The sequence below is a fragment of the Veillonella absiana genome (genome assembly GCF_032970865.1).
Classification (GTDB): Bacteria; Bacillota; Negativicutes; order Veillonellales; family Veillonellaceae; genus Veillonella; species Veillonella absiana.
Map to the genome: position 1 here is coordinate 17,440 of NZ_JAWJZB010000003.1, position 21,330 is coordinate 38,769.

Annotated in this window: 24 protein-coding genes and 1 other annotated feature; of the genes, 20 read left to right on the forward strand and 4 right to left on the reverse strand. The window is 40.4% G+C overall.

Annotated elements, in window-relative coordinates:
• Positions 1–3: 3 nt before the first annotated feature.
• The 3 genes from RVY80_RS02775 to RVY80_RS02785 are packed head-to-tail and all read left to right on the forward strand — an operon-like array spanning position 4 to position 601.
• Positions 4–261 carry an ATP-binding cassette domain-containing protein gene (locus RVY80_RS02775; RefSeq protein WP_317329597.1) on the forward strand — a complete coding sequence of 86 codons (258 nt, stop codon included), beginning with the start codon at positions 4–6 and terminating at the stop codon, positions 259–261.
• A 57-nt stretch (positions 262–318) separates the two neighbouring features.
• Positions 319–456 (forward strand): hypothetical protein, encoded by a 138-nt coding sequence (locus RVY80_RS02780; protein ID WP_317329598.1) that lies wholly within the window; start codon positions 319–321, stop codon positions 454–456.
• A 19-nt stretch (positions 457–475) separates the two neighbouring features.
• The gene (locus RVY80_RS02785; RefSeq protein ID WP_295188461.1) at positions 476–601 is read left to right on the forward strand and encodes a hypothetical protein; all 126 of its coding nucleotides are present in this window, start codon (positions 476–478) and stop codon (positions 599–601) included.
• Positions 602–720: 119 nt separating this feature from the next.
• On the opposite strand, the gene RVY80_RS10205 is transcribed toward RVY80_RS02785, so the two are convergent.
• Entirely contained in the window at positions 721–789 is a 69-nt protein-coding gene (locus RVY80_RS10205; RefSeq protein ID WP_366928963.1) for a putative holin-like toxin, read from the reverse strand.
• A 199-nt stretch (positions 790–988) separates the two neighbouring features.
• Here RVY80_RS10205 and alaS point away from each other — a divergent pair, with 199 nt between their 5' ends.
• The 12 genes from alaS (at position 989) to RVY80_RS02845 (ending at position 12,684) form a co-directional block, all read left to right on the forward strand.
• Positions 989–3,598: an alanine--tRNA ligase gene (alaS, locus tag RVY80_RS02790; protein ID WP_310746224.1), complete on the forward strand. Its 2,610-nt coding sequence runs from the start codon at positions 989–991 to the stop codon at positions 3,596–3,598.
• A gap of 227 nt (positions 3,599–3,825) precedes the next feature.
• Complete coding sequence (locus tag RVY80_RS02795) at positions 3,826–4,086, forward strand: IreB family regulatory phosphoprotein (protein WP_317329600.1); 261 nt, start codon at positions 3,826–3,828, stop codon at positions 4,084–4,086.
• Positions 4,086–4,505, forward strand: a complete 420-nt coding sequence (gene ruvX, locus RVY80_RS02800; protein ID WP_295188469.1) for a Holliday junction resolvase RuvX — start codon at positions 4,086–4,088, stop codon at positions 4,503–4,505. Before RVY80_RS02795 ends, ruvX begins: the two co-directional genes overlap by 1 nt.
• A 72-nt stretch (positions 4,506–4,577) precedes the next feature.
• A complete protein-coding gene (locus tag RVY80_RS02805) occupies positions 4,578–4,880 on the forward strand; it encodes a DUF1292 domain-containing protein (RefSeq protein ID WP_317329603.1) in 303 nt (100 codons plus the stop codon).
• Between the two features lie 178 nt (positions 4,881–5,058).
• A complete protein-coding gene (gene mltG, locus RVY80_RS02810) occupies positions 5,059–6,069 on the forward strand; it encodes an endolytic transglycosylase MltG (RefSeq protein WP_295188475.1) in 1,011 nt (336 codons plus the stop codon).
• The gene (locus tag RVY80_RS02815; RefSeq protein ID WP_295188478.1) at positions 6,059–6,667 is read left to right on the forward strand and encodes an O-methyltransferase; all 609 of its coding nucleotides are present in this window, start codon (positions 6,059–6,061) and stop codon (positions 6,665–6,667) included. The genes mltG and RVY80_RS02815 overlap by 11 nt, the downstream gene beginning before the upstream one ends.
• Positions 6,667–7,911 carry a peptidase U32 family protein gene (locus RVY80_RS02820; RefSeq protein ID WP_295188481.1) on the forward strand — a complete coding sequence of 415 codons (1,245 nt, stop codon included), beginning with the start codon at positions 6,667–6,669 and terminating at the stop codon, positions 7,909–7,911. Before RVY80_RS02815 ends, RVY80_RS02820 begins: the two co-directional genes overlap by 1 nt.
• Positions 7,912–8,118: 207 nt before the next feature.
• Positions 8,119–8,379 carry a DUF4911 domain-containing protein gene (locus RVY80_RS02825; RefSeq protein ID WP_295188652.1) on the forward strand — a complete coding sequence of 87 codons (261 nt, stop codon included), beginning with the start codon at positions 8,119–8,121 and terminating at the stop codon, positions 8,377–8,379.
• A gap of 80 nt (positions 8,380–8,459) precedes the next feature.
• Positions 8,460–8,713 (forward strand) — a binding site (T-box leader).
• Between the two features lie 127 nt (positions 8,714–8,840).
• Complete coding sequence (gene thrS / locus RVY80_RS02830) at positions 8,841–10,751, forward strand: threonine--tRNA ligase (protein ID WP_317329606.1); 1,911 nt, start codon at positions 8,841–8,843, stop codon at positions 10,749–10,751.
• Positions 10,752–11,091: 340 nt separating this feature from the next.
• Positions 11,092–11,733 (forward strand): hypothetical protein, encoded by a 642-nt coding sequence (locus tag RVY80_RS02835; RefSeq protein ID WP_295188486.1) that lies wholly within the window; start codon positions 11,092–11,094, stop codon positions 11,731–11,733.
• Positions 11,724–12,182 carry a hypothetical protein gene (locus RVY80_RS02840; RefSeq protein WP_317329607.1) on the forward strand — a complete coding sequence of 153 codons (459 nt, stop codon included), beginning with the start codon at positions 11,724–11,726 and terminating at the stop codon, positions 12,180–12,182. Before RVY80_RS02835 ends, RVY80_RS02840 begins: the two co-directional genes overlap by 10 nt.
• Positions 12,160–12,684 (forward strand): hypothetical protein, encoded by a 525-nt coding sequence (locus RVY80_RS02845; protein ID WP_317329608.1) that lies wholly within the window; start codon positions 12,160–12,162, stop codon positions 12,682–12,684. Before RVY80_RS02840 ends, RVY80_RS02845 begins: the two co-directional genes overlap by 23 nt.
• 99 nt (positions 12,685–12,783) lie before the next feature.
• Here the strand turns inward: RVY80_RS02845 and RVY80_RS02850 are convergent, their stop codons facing one another.
• The gene (locus tag RVY80_RS02850) at positions 12,784–14,268 is read right to left on the reverse strand and encodes a DASS family sodium-coupled anion symporter (protein WP_317329610.1); all 1,485 of its coding nucleotides are present in this window, start codon (positions 14,266–14,268) and stop codon (positions 12,784–12,786) included.
• Between the two features lie 556 nt (positions 14,269–14,824).
• Here RVY80_RS02850 and infC point away from each other — a divergent pair.
• From infC to rplT, 3 genes are read left to right on the forward strand one after another with little or no spacing between them, the layout of a single operon-like run.
• The gene (gene infC / locus RVY80_RS02855; RefSeq protein WP_295188496.1) at positions 14,825–15,346 is read left to right on the forward strand and encodes a translation initiation factor IF-3; all 522 of its coding nucleotides are present in this window, start codon (positions 14,825–14,827) and stop codon (positions 15,344–15,346) included.
• A gap of 18 nt (positions 15,347–15,364) precedes the next feature.
• Positions 15,365–15,562, forward strand: a complete 198-nt coding sequence (gene rpmI, locus RVY80_RS02860) for a 50S ribosomal protein L35 (protein WP_028256889.1) — start codon at positions 15,365–15,367, stop codon at positions 15,560–15,562.
• Positions 15,563–15,592: 30 nt separating this feature from the next.
• Positions 15,593–15,943, forward strand: a complete 351-nt coding sequence (rplT, locus tag RVY80_RS02865) for a 50S ribosomal protein L20 (RefSeq protein ID WP_295188502.1) — start codon at positions 15,593–15,595, stop codon at positions 15,941–15,943.
• Positions 15,944–16,075: 132 nt separating this feature from the next.
• On the opposite strand, the gene RVY80_RS02870 is transcribed toward rplT, so the two are convergent.
• Positions 16,076–16,735, reverse strand: a complete 660-nt coding sequence (locus RVY80_RS02870) for an HAD family hydrolase (RefSeq protein WP_317329615.1) — start codon at positions 16,733–16,735, stop codon at positions 16,076–16,078.
• Positions 16,736–16,899: 164 nt separating this feature from the next.
• Between RVY80_RS02870 and RVY80_RS02875 the strand changes: the two genes are divergently transcribed.
• Positions 16,900–18,609: a glycoside hydrolase family 2 protein gene (locus tag RVY80_RS02875; RefSeq protein ID WP_295192690.1), complete on the forward strand. Its 1,710-nt coding sequence runs from the start codon at positions 16,900–16,902 to the stop codon at positions 18,607–18,609.
• A gap of 1 nt (position 18,610) precedes the next feature.
• Positions 18,611–19,582, forward strand: a complete 972-nt coding sequence (locus RVY80_RS02880) for an AEC family transporter (RefSeq protein ID WP_317329617.1) — start codon at positions 18,611–18,613, stop codon at positions 19,580–19,582.
• 188 nt (positions 19,583–19,770) lie between these two features.
• Here RVY80_RS02880 and RVY80_RS02885 read toward each other — a convergent pair whose 3' ends face one another.
• A complete protein-coding gene (locus tag RVY80_RS02885) occupies positions 19,771–21,327 on the reverse strand; it encodes a putative polysaccharide biosynthesis protein (protein ID WP_310746434.1) in 1,557 nt (518 codons plus the stop codon).
• Positions 21,328–21,330 lie beyond the last annotated feature (3 nt).

A 21,330-nucleotide genomic window follows, 5' to 3' on the forward strand; every position in this document is an offset into this window, starting at 1 on the left:
CCTATGCTATTAGAATTACAACAATTGGAAAAATCATATACAAAAGGTTTAGAAACAAAACAAGCCCTAGCGCCCATTGATCTATTACTAGATAATGGGGAATCACTAGGGATTGTGGGCATGAGCGGTAGCGGCAAAAGCACATTGTTGCGCCTTATTGCATTGCTTGAAGAACCTACATCAGGTGCCATACTAGTATCAGGGCACTCGGTAAGTGGTATGACGCTTTCAGCAAGACGTCGTGCCTATGAGCAGATTTAAATGGTGTTTCAACATCCCGGGTCTGTGATTAGCCCACGCATGACCATTGGAGAGTTTATGAGTGAGCCCTACCGTTGTATGAAGGGATTATCTGTATCCGAATCACTTGCTCAGGTGAATCGCGTGCTAGAAGAGGTTGATTTACCTGCATCATATACCAAAAAATTTGCCCATGAAGTGAGCGGCGGGTCATAATATTGAAGTAGTAGAAGATATGGCTACACGTATAGTAGTTATGAAGGATGGTTGTGTGGTTGATACTATTGATGATGGAGCACAACTGAGAGACAGTGCTGTAGCCTATACACAAGAGCTACTAAGGGCAAGTTTATTGACGTAATGTAGTTCTGTGTTATAATAAATACAAAGAGGTAGCCGATGTTGTTGGCGTCAGGCTCATCTCTATAACTCATTTAGGTTGAGAAATGGCCCTGACGTTAACGCGTTAGGGCTTTTCCTCTACTTGAGGGTAACAGCCACAAGCATTGCGAAAGCAATCATCAAAGATAATACTTCGAAAGTACTCATAGCATTCCCCCCTTTCGGGGACGAGCCTAACTCATCAGCTACCTTATGTTTATTATAACAGAGGTCAAGGGATTGAGTAGGCTCTTTTTACTTGGGGAATGCTCCTAATAGGAGCACTGAATTAGATAAATTTAATAGTATTTGTGTATAAAATTTGTTATAATAGAATGTATTGATTTATCCTAGGGAGGTTATACATATGAAAGGTAATGAGCTGCGTCAAGCGTACTTGCAGTTTTTCGAAAATAAAGGTCATTTGAAATTAGATAGTTTCTCTTTAATTCCTGATAATGATCCCTCTTTGTTATTGATTGGTGCTGGTATGGCGCCATTAAAACCATTCTTTACTGGTAAGCTTGTACCACCTCGTACACGTATTACAACAAGTCAAAAATGTATGCGTACAGGTGACTTGGAGAACGTAGGTCGCACTGCGCGTCATCATACATTTTTTGAAATGCTTGGTAATTTCTCCTTTGGTGATTACTTTAAAAAGGAAGCTATCCATTGGGCATGGGAATTCCTTACAGAGGTCATTAAACTAGATAAATCCAAATTATATGTGACTGTATATCCAGATGATGAAGAAGCATACAATACTTGGTTGAACGACTGTGGAGTTCCAGCGGACCATATTTCCCGTTTAGAAGATAATTTCTGGGAAATCGGTGAAGGTCCTTGCGGTCCAGACAGTGAAATCTTCTTTGATCTTGGCCCAGAACGTGGCTGTGGTTGTGATGATTGTGCACCTGGTTGTGATTGTGATCGTTATCTTGAAATTTGGAACCTTGTGTTCACACAATTCAACAAAACTGCTACTGGCGAATATGAACCATTAGCTAAGAAAAATATTGATACCGGTGCGGGCCTTGAACGTTTGGCATCTGTTCTTCAAAATTGTGAAAGTAACTTTGAAACGGACTTGATTTTCCCAATTATTGAAGCAACAGCTAAAAAAGCGGGTGTGACTTATCATACAGATGCAAATACTGACGTATCCTTAAAGGTTATTGCGGACCATGCTCGTGCGGTAACTGCCTTGATTTCTGACGGTGTATTGCCATCTAATGAAGGTCGTGGCTATGTATTGCGTCGTATTTTACGTCGTGCTGTTCGTCACGGTCGTTTACTCGGTATCGAAGGTCCATTCCTAACACCACTCGTAGATGTGGTAGTGGATATTCTTGGCCCTGGCATTCAATCCATTGCGGAAAAACAAGACTTCGTAAAACGCGTTGTAGCGAACGAAGAAGAACGCTTTAACCAAACTTTGGCACAAGGCCTTGATTTGTTGAGCTCTCTCATCGATTCCTTAGTGGACGAAAAAGCAACTGTACTTCCTGGTACAGAAGTATTTAAATTATATGATACATATGGATTCCCATGGGAATTAACCGAAGAAATTGCATCTGAACGTGGTCTTGCTATCGACCATGAAGGTTTTGATGCGGCGATGCAAGAACAACGTACACGCGCTCGTGAAGCTCGTGCGTCGGAAGATGCAAAAGTGGCAACACCAGACATCACATACCTCGCTAATGAAACGTTAACCGAGGATGAGTCTGCTACTGAATCTGAAGTGTTGATGATTGGTAAAGGTTCAGATCGCATCGAAACAGCTGCTGATGGCGACGAAGTAACTATTATCGTTCGTTCCACTCCATTCCATGCTGAAGGGGGCGGTCAATTAGGCGATACTGGTTTCATCACTGGCCCAATGGGTAAGATGGAAATTCATAATACAAAACGTTTACCAGAAGGCACTGTATATCATATTGGTACTGTTGTAGAAGGTTCCTTGAATCAAGGCAACAAAGTACAAGTTAATGTTGACGTAGCTCGTCGTAATTCTATGGCGCGCAACCATACAGCTACTCACTTGCTCCATGCAGCATTGAAAACTGTATTGGGCGCACATGTAAACCAAGCCGGTTCCTTGGTAACACCAGGTTACTTGCGTTTTGACTTCACACATTTCTCCCCTGTTACACAAGAGGAATTGAATCAAATCGAATACCTAGTGAACGAAGAAATTTTGAAAGCTACTGACGTTGCCATTGCTGAAATGTCCATGGACGAAGCAAAAGAAAAAGGCGCTATGGCCTTGTTCGGCGATAAATATGGCGATGTAGTACGCGTAGTAGAAGTACCAGGCTTCTCCGTTGAATTGTGCGGTGGTTCCCACGTAGGTAACACTGCTTTCATCGGTACATTCCGTTTGATTTCCGAAGCAGGTATCGGTTCTGGCGTTCGTCGTATCGAAGCAATCACTGGTGCCGCAGCTGTTGAAGCGGCTCGTCATGATCGTGAAACTATTTCCGAAATGGCTGCCACATTGAAAACGAAACCAAACCAAGTCCAAGAACGCTTACACCAAGTATTGGAAGAAGCGAAATCCGTTGAACGCGAATTGGCTGACATCCGTAAGGATTTGGCGGCTACTGGCGTAGCTGATGTTGTGTCTGCTAAGGTTATGGTGAATGACGTACCAACTGTATTGGCAATGGTAAAAGCATCCGACATGGATAATCTTCGTGACTATGCAGACAAAGGTATCGAACAACTAGGCTCTGGTGTTGTATTATTGGCATCCGTTAATGAAGACAAAATTAACTTTGTGTGTAAAGTATCCAAAGACGTTGTAAAACGTGGTGCTCATGCTGGTAATATCGTTAAGGCTGCTGCTCAAGCTGCAGGCGGTAATGGCGGTGGTCGTCCAGATATGGCGCAAGCTGGTGGTAAAGATCCAGAAAAATTAAACGATGCATTACGTGCTGCTGGTGAAGCTTTGAAAGCAATGCTAGGGTAATTGGCTAGTACTTGTATCAGCATATGCAGTCTGAACTGACGACTATGCATGTGTAAACTAATCTTTTACAAAAAGAATTGTATATAATGCTATCATCTAGTGTTCATATATGTTCTGTAAAATATTAAACAGTAAGGTCTTAGTTGATACTTTCACTAAGACCTTACATTCTATATGTGATATAATTGAATCACAAATATATTAATACTGTTAAAGGAGGGACAACCATGAGTGTAGCAGATGAAACTATGATGTTTAAAAAGGTAGATGACGAACCAATGACTGCTGAGCAAGTCTTGACTCGCGTGTACGAATCCATGAAGGAAAAGGGATATAATCCTATTAATCAAATCGTAGGTTATCTAATTTCTGGGGACCCAACATATATTACGAGCTATAACAATGCGCGCACAGACATTCGCCGTTTGGAACGCGATGATTTAATCGAAGAGCTTGTGAAAGAATATGTAAAGGCTAAACAATTATAATGAGAATTATGTCCTTAGACGTGGGCAGCCGTACCATCGGGGTGGCTTGCAGTGATGCATTATTAATGACCGCTCAAGGTATAGAAACGGTGCGTCGCACGTCCCTTGAAAAAGATTTCAATCGCTTGAAAGAAATTATCGCCGAGTACGAGGTTCATGAAATCGTTGTAGGCATGCCGAAAAATATGAATGGTACCAAAGGTGAGCGTGCAGAAAAAACGGAAGAGTTCGTAGAAAAAATGAAAGAGGTCATTGATTTGCCTGTGGCATTTTGGGACGAACGCTTATCTACCGTTATGGCGGAACGCCAACTCATCGCTGCTGATGTAAGCCGTAAAAAAAGAAAATCTGTTATCGATAAAATGGCTGCTGTAGTGATACTACAGGGATATTTAGACCGATTACAACATATGAAATGAGAATATATACATGTAACCTAAGATTCTAGGTTGATGCATATTGTTTATATAATTCATTAAGGAGGAATACCCATGATTGATGAAAATTACGAAGGCGAAATGTATGTACTTCAATTTGAAGACGAAGATGGCAATACACAGTCTTTTGTTGAAGATGTGGTAATTAATTATAAAGATCAACAATTTGCTGTTTTAGCACAAATTCCAAACGAAGACGATGACCATGAAGGTCAAGATGAAACGTATATGATTTTGGCACGTATTGAAGTGAATGAACAAGGCGAAGAAGAATACGTTACATTAGATGAAAACGATGAAGATTTTGATGCTGTTGTTGAAATCTATGAAAACATGGAATCGGATGAAGAAGAATAATACATAATCGTGAATTAAAGAGGCCGAAAGGCCTCTTTTTTGGTAATGTGAGGTCAACAATATGGAGATATAAGGGATATAGGTAAATCCCAACAGATATGGTATAATAAAGGGACGCCTTAGTACATAATTCTGTGGAGTTGTGTTGTTGTATCGCGCATAAGAAAGGATATAACTCATGAAAAAAGGAATACGTATTGCCCTGGGCATATTTGCGGTTCTCCTATGTATAGGAGCGGCAACTTTATGGGGGGCAATGTATTATTTGCCTAATACCTTTAACGAAACGACTGATGAGCAAGTAGTGGTTATCGAAGAAAAGCAAACTGGAGCAGAAATAGCCCAAATGCTTTATGAAAAAGGATTGATTCGATCTCCTGAATTATTTCGATTAGCCTTACGTATTAGTGGTAATGGTGCGAAGTTACAAACTGGGTACTACCAAATCCCTAATAAAGTGAATCAAACAGAGTTAATTGAGCTCTTACAAAAAGGCCATGTAAAAGCAGTTCGTGTTACTATTCCAGAAGGATATACCATTGGTGAAATCGCCATTGCACTTGAAAAAGACCGTTTGGTGACGGCTAAGGAATTCCTAGATGTGGCAAAAAACTATGTACCATATCAATATATGTATGGGCCAAAACCGGTAACGTACCGTGTGGAAGGGTTCTTGTTTCCTAGTACTTATGATATCCCTGTGGATGCATCTGCAAAGGATATCATTGATTTGATGGCTAGAGAAATGAATAGTCAATTAACGCCAGACATACGGAAACAATTGGACGACGAACACATGACGATTTTTGAATTTATCACATTAGCATCCCTAGTAGAAAAGGAAGCGCTCTTTGATAAAGATCGTGAGCCAATCGCGGCAGTATTCAAAAAACGTTTAAAATTAGGTATGCCTATCCAATCTGATGCGAGTATTCAATACATCCTAGGCTATCCAAAGGCGCATGTGACAATTGAGGATACGCAATTACAAAGCCCTTATAATACGTACATTATCAATGGTTTGCCACCAGGACCGATTGCGAACCCTGGTAAAAAATCCCTTGAGGCCGTATTAAATGCTGGCGATACAGAGTATTTGTATTTTGTGGCAGACAAAGAAGGTCATAATCATTTTACAAAAACTTATGAAGAACATTTGAAGGTAGTGGAAAGTATTTATGGAAACTAATGAGATATTAAATGAGCAACGCATTTATGCCATGATTAATAATGTGCCAATTTTGCGTGAATCAGAAGTACATCTCTTTGAAGAATTATTAAGTTTGTATCAACCGACGTCAGTCCTTGAAATTGGAACGGCTATCGGCTATTCTACATTGCTCATGGCACGTCAAATGGGTGAGGGTGGTCATATTACATCCATTGAACTTGATACGGTGCGTCATGAGATGGCAAAATATTATATTGGTCAATCCGATTACAAGGACAATGTTTATCTCTTGAACGGGGATGCCAATGAAATCCTGGTGAATCTGAAAGGTGAGTATGATCTTGTGTTCCTCGATGGCCCTAAGGGGCAATATTTGAAACAATTAGAACTTATTATGCCTTTGTTGAAAGAAGGTGCAGTGGTTCTTGCCGATAATGTACTCTTTAGAGGTTATGTGCGGGGGGATAAAGAACCACCGCGTCGATTTAAAACGATTACAAAACGGCTACAAGAGTATTTGAATTTTGTAGAAAATAAAGAGTTATTTAATACCACCATTTATCCACTAGGTGATGGTATGAGTGTTAGTGTTTGGAAAGGAAGTCCTGAACAATAATGGAAAAACGTTTTATTGAATTGCTTTGCCCAGCAGGCAATATGGATAAATTAAAAATGGCCATTCGCTATGGTGCGGATGCCGTATACTGTGCAGGCCAACATTTTGGTTTGCGCGCTAGCAGCTCTAATTTCTCTAATGAAGAATTGAAAGAGGCTGTAGAGTTTGTACATGCCCATGGTAAAAAAATTCATGTCACATGTAATATCATCCCTCACAATGAAGATCTTGTTGGTCTTGAAGAGTATTTAGTATATCTTGAAAGTATTGGTGTAGATGCTATTATCGTAGCGGATATGGGTATCTTTGGCCTCGCTAAACGGGTAGCACCAAAACTCGAATTACACGTAAGTACACAAGCAAGTACAACAAACTTTATGACTGTACAAATGTGGAAAGATTTAGGTGCACACCGTGTCGTAGCGGCTCGTGAAGTATCTATTAAAGATCTTAAGGAAATGAAAGATAAAGTAGATATTGAAATCGAATCTTTCGTACATGGTGCTATGTGTATCGCTTACTCTGGTCGTTGTCTTATGAGTAACTATATGACTGGTACTCGCGATGCGAACCGTGGTCAATGTTCCCAATCTTGCCGTTGGAAATACTCAATCGTTGAATCTAACCGCCCTGGTGAATACTACCCAATCGAAGAAGATGATAAAGGTACGTATATCTTTAACTCTAAGGATTTATGCCTATTAGGCCATATTCCTGATCTTTACGAAGCAGGTATCGACAGCCTTAAAATCGAAGGACGTATGAAGAGCGTTCACTATGTAGCAACAGTGGCGAAAGTATACCGCGAAGCGATCGACAAATACCTTGAAGAAGGTGAAAACTGGTACGTTCGTCCTGAATGGATTGCAGAATTAGAAAAAATCTCCCACCGTCCATATACAGAAGGCTTCTCCGTTGGTAAAGCTAACGAAACAGCTCAAAACTATGGTAAATCCAGTAACACACAAACTCATGACTTCATTGGTTTGGTAGAAGGTTATAATGTTGAAGGCGGTTATGCTGAATTAGAACAACGTAATAACTTTAAGGTAGGCGATAAGGTAGAATTCTGCCAACCTAAAGGTCCAAACGTTGAACACGTTATCACCAAAATGACCGATGTAGATGGCAATGAAATCGACGTGGCCCCACATGCACAAATGAAAGTTCATTTGTACATCGATACACCTCTAGAACCATTCTCCATGATGCGCCGCGAGTGTAAGGTGAAAGAAGAAGCGTAAGAAATATAATAGACTTAAGTGTCATATGAAATCCGATTAGGTTTTCAAGATGTATGTACTTTAGCATTTCAATGTAAATAAAGTCATCGTATGATGTCCGTATGGTATCAATTTTGATATAATACAGATAGATTACGATGACTTTTTTTGTGAACAAACTTAGGATGGACTATGCTACCAATTAATGATAAACCTAAAACAAATTTAATGGCGGAACCAGTAGAATTAATGAAACGCGTAGATGGTGCGGATGCACCTATGACTGGAGAGGAATCCTACGTATATTTCAAAATCAATCCTAGCGATACGAATTATATTAATCGAATTCTTGAGGGCTATGAGTATGTGGGTGTTATGACGACATTAGATAACACTGGCCGTAGTATGGTGCGGTGTACGCCGGATACGAGAGAATTGGCTATTGAGATACTAACGAGTTTAGGCGATAAAGTTTATTTTGAAAAATAGATATAATAATTTCGCACAATATAATTTTATGTAGAAGTCTATACTTGCATTCAAAAACCTAGTGTGCTACAATAGCTATGTTAAAAGTTATGCAAAGGACATGATGCATAGTTCCCTATGTCTCAGAGAGAGGTTGCTGGTGGAAATACCTCACATATAGCTATTCATTACCCCCTTTAAACTGGTCTGTCGAACCTAAGTAGGCACTCCCGGCTAAGAACCGTTAGAATCTAAGAGTGAATTATGCACTAATGTATTACCTTGACATACAATGAGGTAAAATGGTTGTGTAATTAACTAGGGTGGAACCGCGAATATGATCTTCGTCCCTTGTAGAGGGAATAGAAGGTCTTTTTTTATTGCCGAAAACAAAACTTTCATAGGCAATGCATAGATTAGAATTAAAGTTAATAGAAAACCCCGTGTCCCGCCGGTGGCTTTCACAATGGAGGAAAAGAACAATGGCAGATGTAAAAATCATTTTACCTGATGGTAGCGCTAAGGAATACGCAGCTGGCACTACTCTAGGTGAAGCAGTAAAACAATTATCTAATAGTTTGGCTAAAAAAGTATTGGCGGCAGAAGTTAACGGCGAATTGACTGATTTGCGCGAAGAATTAGTGGACGGTAGCACAGTTAGTTTCTTGACATTTGAACAAGACGGCGGTAAACACACATTGCGCCATACTGCATCTCATATCATGGCACAAGCGATTAAACGTTTATGGCCAGAAGCAAAATTAGCAATCGGTCCTGCTATCGACAAAGGTTTCTACTATGACATCGATATGGAACACGTGTTGGTGCCAGAAGATTTGCCTAAAATCGAAAAAGAAATGATCCGCATTGTTAAAGAAAACTTGCCAATCGAAAAGAACGTAATGCCTCGTCAAGAAGCAATCGAATTCTTCAAAAATTTAAACGAAGATTACAAAGTGGAATTAATCCAAGATTTGCCTGAGGATGCTATCATCTCTTGCTACAAACAAGGTGATTTCATCGATTTATGTGTAGGCCCTCATGCAGCGTCTACTGGTAAAGTAAAAGCCTTCAAATTGCAAAGCATTGCTGGTGCGTACTGGCGTGGCGATGAAAAAAATAAAATGTTGCAACGTATTTACGGTACTGCCTTCGAGAAAAAAGAAGAGCTTGAAGCATATCTTCAATTATTGGAAGAAGCAGCTAAACGCGATCACCGTAAATTGGGCAAAGAACTTGGCCTATTCGTATTGAAAGAAGAAGGTCCTGGTTTCCCATTCTTCCTTCCAAAAGGTATGGCACTTCGCAACGAATTAGAAACATTCTGGCGCGAATTGCACCATGAATTCGAATACGTGGAAATCCGCACACCAGTTATCTTGAACCGTCAATTGTGGGAAACTTCTGGTCATTGGGATCACTACCGCGAAAACATGTACACAGTACAAATCGATAACGAAGATTACGCAATCAAACCAATGAACTGCCCAGGCGGTATCTTGGTATACCAAAACGAAATGCATTCCTACCGAGACTTGCCAATCCGCATGGCGGAACTTGGTTTAGTTCACCGTCACGAATTGTCCGGCGCGTTGCACGGCTTGTTCCGCGTACGTAGCTTCACTCAAGATGATGCGCATGTATTCATGACTCCTGAACAAATTAAGCCTGAGTTGATGAAAGTTATCGAATTGTTCGACCGCACTTACAGTCAATTCGGTTTGAAATACCATGTGGAATTGAGTACAAAACCAGAAGGCGCTTTGGGCGATGACCACATTTGGGAATTGGCTACAGACGCACTTCGTGACGCTATCGAAGCAAAAGGTATCCCTTACGTTGTAAATCCTGGTGACGGCGCGTTCTACGGTCCTAAACTTGACTACCATATCGAGGATTCCCTTGGCCGTACATGGCAATGTGGTACTATTCAATTGGATATGAACCTTCCAGAACGTTTCGGCATGGAATATATCGGCGAGGATGGTCAAAAACATCGTCCTATTATGATTCACCGTGCATGCTTTGGCTCCTTGGAACGCTTTATCGGTATCCTTACTGAACACTATGCAGGCGCATTCCCAACTTGGATGGCCCCTGTACAGGTGAAAGTATTGCCTATCAGCGAAAAACACGTTGAATATGCTAATAAAATTGCGAAAGAAATGCGTCATGACTACATCCGTGTAGAAGTTGACGAACGTAACGAAAAAATCGGTTATAAAGTACGCCAAGCTCAAATGGAAAAAGTACCTTACATGCTCGTAGTAGGGGAAAAAGAAATGGAAGATGGCACTGTGAACGTTCGTAAACATGGTGGCGATGAATTAGGCACTGTGAAATGGGAAGACTTCTTCAAGGATATTAAAGAAGAAGTGAAAAACCGTAAATAAAATAGAGTTTACGTATAGGCTCCAATCTGTTGAAAAGCTTATTATGTAGAATACCATCATAAATACCATCATTGTGATTCATAGGTTGTATTGTGATTGTTTGTTTCTAGTATATCTAGAATGAATCAATACAAGACAATATATGAATAAAACAATGGTGGTATTTTATTTTTATAAATGTAAAATAAGTGTGACTGTATATAAATTAAATTGTTAACAATTTAATATGATGAATATATGATGAACTCAAAGTTAAAGAGTGTAGCATATGTTGGGATTGTATTATCATTTTTATTAATATTGTATGGTTATCTTGAGAGAGAAACCAGAATGGGGTTTTATGAATATTTTGAAGACATTAGTATTGAGTACATTGGCTGTGAGCGCTGTAGGTAGTGTGAGTGCTGCAGATGTGGATCAATTAAAAATCAATACAACAGCTACTACTAGTACAACTCTTGCAAGTGGTACTGATTCTGTAGCTATTGGTCAAGATGCTAAAACTGCAGATACTGCTAAAAACTCCATTGCTATTGGTAAAGGTGCTAGCTCTCAGCATCAAGCGGCGATATCATTAGGTCAGGAGGCTAAGGCGGGGGCACAGGCTAGTACGGCTATTGGAAGAACGGCTCAAGCTTTAGGCACTTTAGATACAGCAGTAGGTGCGGATTCTACTGCTAATGGTACAGGTGCGAGTGCTTTTGGTGCGCTTGCACAGGCAACTGGATACACTTCAACGGCGATTGGTGACAATTCAAGAGCTACTAATACGTATAGTTCTGCCTTAGGTGTTTCATCTCGTTCTACAGGTACTGCAAGTATCGCAGTAGGCGCATTGTCTGAGGCAACTGGAGAGTTTTCTAGTGCTAATGGTTATGTATCGTTAGCATCTGGTAAATACTCGATTGCTAACGGCTATGGCGTAGTAGCGAGTGGCCACAGTGCGATTGCGATTGGTGCGGTTACAACTGGATGTTCCTAGGTGCTAACTCTGCCTATGTTACGGAAGGTGCTACAACAGCAGGTTTATCTACGTCTTATACTAGTGGTACAATCGGTGGAAAAACATATGCCTTTGCTGGTGGTAATGTAACTACTGGAGTAGTGAGTGTGGGTAGCACTACTGGTACTCGCCGCATTCAAAATGTAGCACCTGGTTTGATCAGTGATACATCTACAGATGCAGTGAATGGCAGTCAGTTGAAAGCTGTGGTAGATGCAGTGGATGCAAATACTACTGAAATTAACAATATTAAAACTATCATCAACAACAATGATGGTGTAAATGAAAAAATCAATGAACTTCGTGGAGATATTAATGAAGCGGGTGCTAAATCAGCTGCATTGGCTGCGTTAAAACCTATGTCCTACGATCCTATGGAACCGACACAAATCATGGCGGGTATGGGTGGTTACCGCGGTAGAGGATAAAAAATCTAATAATGAAAAATTATCAGCTAATGATAAAGCTTGGTTAGAAGGAGCTAAACATAGCTACGCAGAGCGTTTTGTGTATCATTTAGAACGTCGTGTAGAATTCTATAAACGCTCTCATAACTGGAATGAAGATAATAAACATGACCGCAATTATAGCTATGAAACATTACCTGGCTATACAAAAGAGGCTGGTTACACTAATAGCTATGGTGTAGATGAATTACGTTCTGTTGCTGCAGCTCTTAACGATGTATTGAATACAGCAACTGAAAGCAATATGCCTCAAACACAAGAACAAGCGTCTGCATTGGCTATGCAATTAACAGATGTTGTTAAAGCACATCAATCCAACATTGCTAACGATGAACTACGTTCTTATGTTAATGAAGCTGTTTGGTTTGCTGCAAAACAAGCTACTAAAGAAATGAAATCAGAATTACCTGATCGCACTAAAAATCATGTAGTGGATTTGCGTAAAGCTATCAATCAGAAATAAATAATATGCACAAGCGGAGCACAATCGTTTGAGAAAATAAAATGATAGTATAAAAAATGGAACCTTTAAAGGTTCCATTTTTTAGTATGAAATTGTATATTAGGATAATCCGATCCAATGCCAGTATGTTGCTGCAAATACAAGGAATAACACATAACCGATGATTGTTAATGGAATACCTGTTTTCATGAATGTTTTTACATCGTATGTATCTGTACCATAGGATAACATACCTTGTGGGGAGTTAACAGGGAGTACAAGACCAAAACAGATGGAGTATTGCATTAACATTGTTACACCTAATGGATTCATACCATCTGCTGTATGGCCTACAACGATAGAGATTACAATAGGAATCATAGAAGAGGACAATGCTGTAGCAGAAGCGAAACCAAGATGAACAACAATTAAAAATGCAGACATAATCGCAATTAATAAGAATACGGAAGCTGTTTCTAAGGAAAAGGCTGTTACGAATACATTAGCTAACCATGTAGCGGCTTTTGTTTTTAGTAATACAGAACCTAAACCAATACCAGCACCGAACATGACTACAGAACCCCAATCGATACGAGATTGGGCGAACTTCCAGTCCATAATGCCAATGCCCGGGAAGAAGAACAGTACGATAGCCACAATTGTTGTGGTTGTTGTATCAATAGAGTGTAATTTTCCCCCTGTAGACCAGAAGAATAGCAATGCTACGGAAATAGCAAGCAATTTCTTTTCATCGAAGCTCATAGGGCCCATTTCAGCTTTCATTTTAGCAAGCTGTTCATCACCACCAACGAGTTCATCAAATTCTGGTTTAATAAGCATTTTAGATAGAAAGTAGGAAATAATTACCATTAAAATAGAATATGGTGCAGCAGCAGTTAGCCAGTCAATCCAGCTTACAGCTTGACCTAGTTGTGAGTTCATAAAGCCTACAGCAACTAAGTTTTGTGCAGCAGCCGTTTGGACCATGATATTCCAGAATGTATCTGCTTGGGTAGCCCCTACCATAAGAAGTGCTGCTAATTGGCTGCGACGTGGAATGCCTAAACTTTCAGTAATACCAATAATGATTGGAGCTAAGCAGGCTAGACGCGCAGTAGCACTAGGAACAAAGAATGATAGGATAAGACCAGTTACTAGTACACCAAAATAAATACGGTTAACCTTTGTACCAACTTTGCTTAATACAGCCATTGCAATACGACGATCGAGACCTGTTTTTCTCATCGCCACAGAAATAAACATTGCTGCGCCTACGAGAATCATGGCATTAGAAGAATAGCCAGATATAGCCATTGTTAAAGCTTTACCAGTACCTAATAATTTGGCCGGTGCCTCTGGATTAGGAGAGAAACCGAGTAGGAGCGCCGTTAATGCTGTAATCATAGTTGCACTTACTGGATAGGATACGGCAGAGGTCATCCAGATTACAATAGCAAACACTAATACACCGATCATACGGTGACCACCAGTAGATAGTGTTTCTGGTGTAGGAATGGCCAAAATACCTAAGAGTATAAGAAACCCTAAGATTAGGCCGATATTTTGCACCTTTGTACGGGAAGGTGCAACTTTTTCTTGAGACATACACATGCCACCTTTCTGTTACATTTGTAACATATTATAATACATACCCTATCAAATTTTCCTTTTTTACTATATAGATGTGAGTACCTACGAAGATTTCATATTGCAAAATCACGCAATTCACAAATATATTTTGTAGAATAGTAAAAAAATATTGGGTCACTTTTAGTATAACATAAAGAGATTTTTAATATGTAGAAAAATTATACAGAAAGCAAATAAAATGGTATGGATTATTTTATGAAGGACTTATAATGAAATGTAATAAGAGTGAAAGTATATAAATTGGGGGCGAGAATAAAACCGTAGGAGCTATTGTGTAAGGGTGAGTCGATCTTGTATAATATACATTATCTTGTACACAATTTGTATAGTATGAGTAAGATAAGATAAGAAAAGTATTGACAATATTCATAGTTATTGGTAATATAATTGAGTAACTAATAAAGAAGAGGCCATCCGCCACTCACCTAGTATCGAGAAATAATAGGTTAAATAGTGTGAACTTTGCTACGGATGGCGTTATGCCGTCCGTTTTTTTTTATTTCACTTGGAGGTGAATGGTATTAGCAAGGATACACCACGTATTAACGAAGAAATTCGTGCACGTGAAATTCGTGTTGTCGGTCCTGACAACGAACAAATCGGTATTATGTCAGCCCGCGAAGCTTTAGCATTAGCCGAAGAAAAACAACTTGATCTCGTTGAGATTGCCCCTAACGGTAAACCACCAGTTTGTCGTATTATGAACTTTGGTAAATATCGTTATGAACAGCAAAAACGAGAAAAAGAAGCTAAGAAAAAGCAGAAGATTGTTACTTTGAAAGAAGTAAAACTTCGTCCACATATTGAGGATCATGACTTTTACGTTAAAATGAAAAACGCAACTAAGTTCTTAGGTGAAGGCAACAAAGTAAAAGTTACAATCATGTTCCGTGGCCGTGAATTGAGCCATCCGGAACTAGGTCTTAACGTATTAACCCGTTTTGCCAAGGAATTGGAAGCAAGTGCCACTGTTGAAAAAGCAGCGAAACTTGAGGGTAGAAATATGACTATGATTTTAGCAAGCAAAGGATAATTGAGGAGGATTCAAATTATGCCAAAGATTAAAACTCGTCGCGCAGCGGCTAAACGTTTCGTAGCTACTGGTACTGGTGAATTCAAGCGTGCAAAAGCTTTCAAAAGCCACATTCTTGAAAAAAAATCCCCAGCTCGTAAACGTAATCTTCGTAAAGCAACATTGGTTAGCAAATCTGACTACAAACGTGTTGTAAAAATGTTACCATACGCATAAGCATTCGATTAATAGCAGGAGGAAATTACAATGGCAAGAGTGAAAAAGGGCGTTACAGCTCATGCACGTCATAAAAAAATCTTAAAATTAGCTAAAGGTTACCGTGGTACACGCAGTCGTTTGTTCAAAAAAGCTAACGAAACTGTAATGAAAGCATTATTCTATGCTCGTCGTGACCGTCGTGCGAAAAAACGCGAATTCCGTAAATTATGGATTGCTCGTATCAATGCAGCAACTCGTATGAATGGTTTGACTTACAGCCGTTTCATCGCTGGTTTGACTAAAGCAGGCGTAGAAGTTAACCGCAAAATGTTAGCTGATCTTGCTGTAAATGATGCAGCAGCATTTGCTAAACTTGTTGAAGTAGCAAAAAACGCGTAATCAATATAAAATAAAAAAGGAGCCCTATGGGCTCCTTTTTTGATGCTCTGAATTACTACTGCACTATACACTGATAATGACAGAAAAGAACTGCTCCTTGATGAGTGGTTCAGATACTATATATTTCTCGTACTATTGGTTCAATAGTTTCATAATATCTAGAATATCTGCTGGTTTTCGGGCAATATATTTCACGCCTAATTCTTGGTGTAAAGATTCCTCACGGAACCCCCAAGTGACGCCAATGCATTCGAGTTTTGAATTGCGGGCTGTGGCTACGTCTACTTCGGAATCGCCAATATAGACGGATTCTTCTTGGGTGGAATCGAGTTCTCTCAGAGCTTGTAACACCATATCATGAGCTGGTTTGCGTTGTAAATTAGGACGTTCGCCGATAGCAACAGGTAATCGATCACCGAAATAATTCTTAGCCAAAGGGATAACGCCTTCTTGAATTTTATTAGAAACGATAGCTAGTTTATAGCCCTCAGCTCGAAGTGCATCAAGAACGTTTAGAATGCCGTCATAAGGGGAGGTAAAATCTTGAAGATGTTCGCCATAATATTCTTTGAACTCTGAGAGGAGGGGAGGGATTTCGTTTTCTGTGACAGATGTGGGGAGGCTTTCACGGAGGAGATGTTCCACGCCATTGCCAAGAGCACGTTTAACCTCTGCATTGGAACGCACTGGAAAATCGTGGGATGCTAATACGTGGTTTACAGCGTTTTTTAAATCCGTTAGGGTATCTAATAATGTGCCGTCACAATCAAAAATGATGGTAGTATATTTCATGGGAACCTACTTTCACAATAAATTACGAGTTAAATGTTCATGTTTTTATTATACTGATATTTGAGGACGTTGAAAATACCCATAAATATGCGCTCAATTCTTTATTTTTCTTGCATTCTTATGTATACTGAAAGATAGTAATAGTACCATAAGGAGGATATTATATGGATCTCATATATCCATTGCAAAATGCCTATCGTCATTCGGTATCGCTCGATGGGGCGTGGCATTTTAAATTTGACCAAGATGGCGCTAGTTGGGAGAAATCTGTACCAAAAGGGATGCAGGTCATCGTTCCTTCTAACGTCCATGATAATTTTATAGATTTACACGACCGTAACTACACAGGTACTATGTGGTTCGAGCGCCATGTGTATATTCAAAAGGAATGGTTAGGCGAGCTCGTATACCTTCATTTTGAAAATATTGGCCGTCGTGCCGTTGTATATGTGAATGGCACAGAGGTAGGGCGCCATGAAGGGGCCTTTGTACCAGCTTCATTCGAGGTGACTCGCCATCTACATTATGGTGAGGATAATACCGTTATTGTGAAAGTTAATAACGATATTGCTCCCTATGATATGCTCGGTGGCACCTTGGTAGAAGGTGTGGATGGGCAAAAACAACGCGTAAGTGCTGTACCCTATCGCGTACCAAGTGGACTATGTGGCACTGTGCATATGACGACGGCACCACAAAATCGATTGCTGGATGTGAACTTTCACATTGAGGAATTGTGTGCTGATAAAGCCGTTATTAGTTATGTAGCAAGTATCAAAGGGAATTGTTTAGTAACGACTATATTACGGGACCGGGATGGCCGTGTGGTGGCCACTGGCGTAGGTGGAAATGGTCAGCTTGTTCTTGAAAATCCACATTTGTGGAGTATTGGAGACGGCTATATGTACCGTGTCGATTTTGATGTGAGTCGTCTCGGTAAACAACATGATACATATTCTATACCAATCGGTATCCGCCAAGTAGGGCTACAAGATGGAGTATGGAATTTGAATGGTAAATCTATCCGTTTACAAGGTGTTAAGCTAGATATAGAGAATATTCCTGGCATATTGTCGAATGCTGTCGTAGCACGTCGTGAATTGCAACGTGTATTATCACTTGGTGGTAATTGTATTTACACAGGAGGCTATGTGTTGCCAGAGTTGTTATTAACGATGGCAGACGAAATGGGATTACTCGTGCTAGATGAATTGCCGGCTGCTGGTCTAGGTGTTACATCTATCGGTGAGCTAACCAATCATATTTCCTTTTATAGTCGCGGTGATATTAGAGGACGCATTTTACCACAACATATCACTATGATTCGGACCTTGATGCAGGCCCATAAAAATCATCCGTCCATCATTGGTTGGAGTCTTATTCATGAACCAGGATTTGTGATGCAAGAGGATGCGCCATATTTCAATGAAATTGTGACTATCGCAGGTCAACTCGATCCAGAGCATCGTCCGTTGATGATGACGGTCCGTCAATCTGTTCACGATATGAGCATTGATGTGATAAAATTATTTGATGTGATTATCGTCAGTGCTTTGTCCTATGACCGTGATGTGCACGGTGTGACAAATGCCTATGTCGGCGAAACTCGCATGGGCTCCATCGAGCCTGTGCGCCAATGGCAAGCAGCGCATCCATCGTTATCTATTATGGCCCGCATTTCTGGAGATATGCCAAATGCTAAGGCTAGCCGAGGCTGCCAGAATTATTTAGATATCGACAATATGGGCGATGCTGAATACTACACAATGGAACAATTGACTCAGTTGAAAACTATCGCTGCCGTTTGTGGTGAAGGTCTTGATTCGGTATCTAATTTACATCCATCTGTGCTAAAACAACATTGGAGTAAATAATATGGGATTGTTATCGTCTATTGAGAGTATATTTCCTATACTTGTACTAATTGCGCTAGGTTATGTTTTGCGTGGCCGTGGCATGTTTAATGATACATTCAGTGGGAATTTATCTAAATTTATTTTACAAATTGCTTTGCCTGCTGGTATTTTCGTATCTGTTATTCATCATTTGGACATTGCGGCTATTTGGTCTCTGCGTGCAAGTTTTCTATTCGTACTTGCTAGTTTTATCCTTGGCTATGTACTGGCCTATATATTGATGAAAGTTCTCAATATACAGCGAGGTAGAAAAGGCGCTTTTATTAATATGGTAGTAAATGATAATTGCTTATTTATTGGTTTACCCGTGCAAATGGCTTTATTTGGAGAAGAGGCGTTCCCATTTTTCTTGCTGTATTATATTATGAATACGTTGTCTTTATGGATGGTGGGAATTTTCTTTATTGATGCTGATCCATTATTAGATGAAGATAAAAAACCTGGGGTAGCCGTTAGTTGGAAAAAATTATTACCGCCCCCTATGATTGGTTTTATTATTGCCATAATCGTATTGATCTTCTCTATTTCGGTGGCACCTATCATTACAAAAACCCTTGATTATCTTGGTAATATGGTGACGCCTTTGTCTTTGGTCTATATTGGTATTGTCCTCCGTGATACTGGCCTTAGCAGTATTAGACTTAATAAAGATACTATAGGTGGTTTATTTGGTCGATTCATCATAACACCTATGGGTATGATAGGGGTGTTGTATGTGGGGGTACAGTATATGTCATTGCCCATGAGTAGTTTAGAGTTTCAGACATATGTGATCCAATCAGCTACACCGGTGGCGGCAGTATTACCAATCTTAGTAAATGAAGGAAAAGGGGACTTGCCTTATGCAACGAGTCTCGTGACGCTAAGTACTGTGCTGTTTATTATCGTCATACCTTTGTATATGCAGTTGTTGGCGGTGTTAGGACTATAATGTTCTTTTCTATAATTGCGTATATTTACAAAAATGACCCACTGGGTACTATCTTTTCAATCCGAACGCCTTTGGCGTAAGTCATTCAAAGATAGCACCCAGCGGGTTTTCGTGTATCTACACAACGAAAGAAAGAACATTATAGTCCTATCGAGCATCAATAGTAGATATGTATGGGATTTTACTTATTAGCGGAAGAAGCGACCAATGAGTGGCATGCTAGCCCCATCTTGGCGATTCAGTCCTTTCAACAGAACCATAATCACCACATAGAGGATGATGCCTTCGATGCCTGTTAAAATAAAGTTAACAGCCATTGGGAGGCTTTCAGCAAGGGTGTGGTAACTCATATAGATGAGTACGCCCATGATAGTGGCACTGACTACGTTTTTCCATAAAATGGAGAAGTCGAGGAAGTAGCCTGTATAGGTTTTGATATAAATTAGGTTGAGTAATGCGGCAAAGCCAATATCGGCTACGGTAGCATAGGAGGCACCGGCGATACCTAATGTAGGAATAGCGGTGAGGTTCCAGTTCAAGATAACCTTTATGACCATAGCAATACCCATGTTGATAACTGGCAGTGTTGGTTTGCCAAGGCCTTGCAAAATACCAGTTGTAACTTGATGGATGCCGAGGAAGAAGCTGGCGATGGCCAAGATTTGAGTGGCTGCCTCTGCTTTTGGGGCATTGTAAATCAAAGTTACAGTTGGTCCTGCTAAGACGTAAAGCATTACAGAAAATGGTACGGTGGCCATAAAGGATAGGCGCATCGCGCCAGCAGTACGATTAAAGATACCTTGTTTGTCATGTTTGGCAAGGGCATGAGAGATAGAAGGCACTAGGCTCGTAGCCAAAGCTGCAGTGATGATGGTAGCCAAATTAATGAGTGGCACCGCCATACCTGTTAAATAACCGAATAGCTCTGTAGCCTCACCCGTAGAGAAACCAGCGGCCTCCAATCGTCTTGGAACGATGAATAGGTCGAGGTTGGCTACTAATGGGAGCATGATACTTGCCAAAGAAATTGGCACAGCTAGGCGAATGAGTCGGCCGAGGATAGTACCAGAGGATTCTTGGATACCATCGTAGCTTTCACCATTTTCAGGAGATTTCGGTAGTTTCCAATAGTAGTAGAGCAATACGATGAGGGCACCAACGGCACCAACACCAGCACCAAGGCTGGCACCACCAGCGGCAGCTGCCAGTCCGTAGGGCATCAACATGGACGCGGCACCGAGCATAACCACAACGCGTAATAGTTGTTCTACGATCTGACTGACTGCAGTAGGTGTCATCAATTCAAAGCCTTGAATGTAACCACGGAAGCAGGAAATCAAGGTTACGAAGAATACGGCTGGCGCCAATGCAATGATGGAATAGTACGCACGACTATCGATGATATAGCCGCTACTAATGAGCCAATCGGCACCAAAATACATGGCAAAACTAGCGATTAAACCTGTGGCGGTGAGCATCCAAAAGGATAGAGTGAATACTCGTTTGGCACCGGTATAATCATAGATCGCTAGACGTTCAGCAGTCAAAATGGAAATGGCAATTGGCACACCTGCGCTTGAAAATTGAAGTAGGAACAAATAAATCGGAAAAGCCATTTGGTAAATCCCGATACCCTCACCGCCGAGTACACGGGAGAGGAGAATCCAGTTGATACTGCCAATGGCTTTCACCACGAAACCAGCAATGGTTAAGATTAACGTTCCTTTTAAAAATCCACTAGCCATAAT

Excerpts from the sequence above, each read along its gene's own strand:
- RVY80_RS02775 (WP_317329597.1), top strand. The coding sequence starts at position 4 with ATGCTATTAGAATTACAACAATTGGAAAAATCATATACAAAAGGTTTA.
- RVY80_RS02780 (WP_317329598.1), top strand. The coding sequence starts at position 319 with ATGAGTGAGCCCTACCGTTGTATGAAGGGATTATCTGTATCCGAATCA.
- RVY80_RS02785 (WP_295188461.1), top strand. The coding sequence starts at position 476 with ATGGCTACACGTATAGTAGTTATGAAGGATGGTTGTGTGGTTGATACT.
- alaS (WP_310746224.1), top strand. The coding sequence starts at position 989 with ATGAAAGGTAATGAGCTGCGTCAAGCGTACTTGCAGTTTTTCGAAAAT.
- RVY80_RS02795 (WP_317329600.1), top strand. The coding sequence starts at position 3,826 with ATGAGTGTAGCAGATGAAACTATGATGTTTAAAAAGGTAGATGACGAA.
- ruvX (WP_295188469.1), top strand. The coding sequence starts at position 4,086 with ATGAGAATTATGTCCTTAGACGTGGGCAGCCGTACCATCGGGGTGGCT.
- RVY80_RS02805 (WP_317329603.1), top strand. The coding sequence starts at position 4,578 with ATGATTGATGAAAATTACGAAGGCGAAATGTATGTACTTCAATTTGAA.
- mltG (WP_295188475.1), top strand. The coding sequence starts at position 5,059 with ATGAAAAAAGGAATACGTATTGCCCTGGGCATATTTGCGGTTCTCCTA.
- RVY80_RS02815 (WP_295188478.1), top strand. The coding sequence starts at position 6,059 with ATGGAAACTAATGAGATATTAAATGAGCAACGCATTTATGCCATGATT.
- RVY80_RS02820 (WP_295188481.1), top strand. The coding sequence starts at position 6,667 with ATGGAAAAACGTTTTATTGAATTGCTTTGCCCAGCAGGCAATATGGAT.
- RVY80_RS02825 (WP_295188652.1), top strand. The coding sequence starts at position 8,119 with ATGGCGGAACCAGTAGAATTAATGAAACGCGTAGATGGTGCGGATGCA.
- thrS (WP_317329606.1), top strand. The coding sequence starts at position 8,841 with ATGGCAGATGTAAAAATCATTTTACCTGATGGTAGCGCTAAGGAATAC.
- RVY80_RS02835 (WP_295188486.1), top strand. The coding sequence starts at position 11,092 with ATGAATATTTTGAAGACATTAGTATTGAGTACATTGGCTGTGAGCGCT.
- RVY80_RS02840 (WP_317329607.1), top strand. The coding sequence starts at position 11,724 with ATGTTCCTAGGTGCTAACTCTGCCTATGTTACGGAAGGTGCTACAACA.
- RVY80_RS02850 (WP_317329610.1), bottom strand. The coding sequence starts at position 14,268 with ATGTCTCAAGAAAAAGTTGCACCTTCCCGTACAAAGGTGCAAAATATC.
- rpmI (WP_028256889.1), top strand. The coding sequence starts at position 15,365 with ATGCCAAAGATTAAAACTCGTCGCGCAGCGGCTAAACGTTTCGTAGCT.
- rplT (WP_295188502.1), top strand. The coding sequence starts at position 15,593 with ATGGCAAGAGTGAAAAAGGGCGTTACAGCTCATGCACGTCATAAAAAA.
- RVY80_RS02870 (WP_317329615.1), bottom strand. The coding sequence starts at position 16,735 with ATGAAATATACTACCATCATTTTTGATTGTGACGGCACATTATTAGAT.
- RVY80_RS02875 (WP_295192690.1), top strand. The coding sequence starts at position 16,900 with ATGGATCTCATATATCCATTGCAAAATGCCTATCGTCATTCGGTATCG.
- RVY80_RS02880 (WP_317329617.1), top strand. The coding sequence starts at position 18,611 with ATGGGATTGTTATCGTCTATTGAGAGTATATTTCCTATACTTGTACTA.
- RVY80_RS02885 (WP_310746434.1), bottom strand. The coding sequence starts at position 21,327 with ATGGCTAGTGGATTTTTAAAAGGAACGTTAATCTTAACCATTGCTGGT.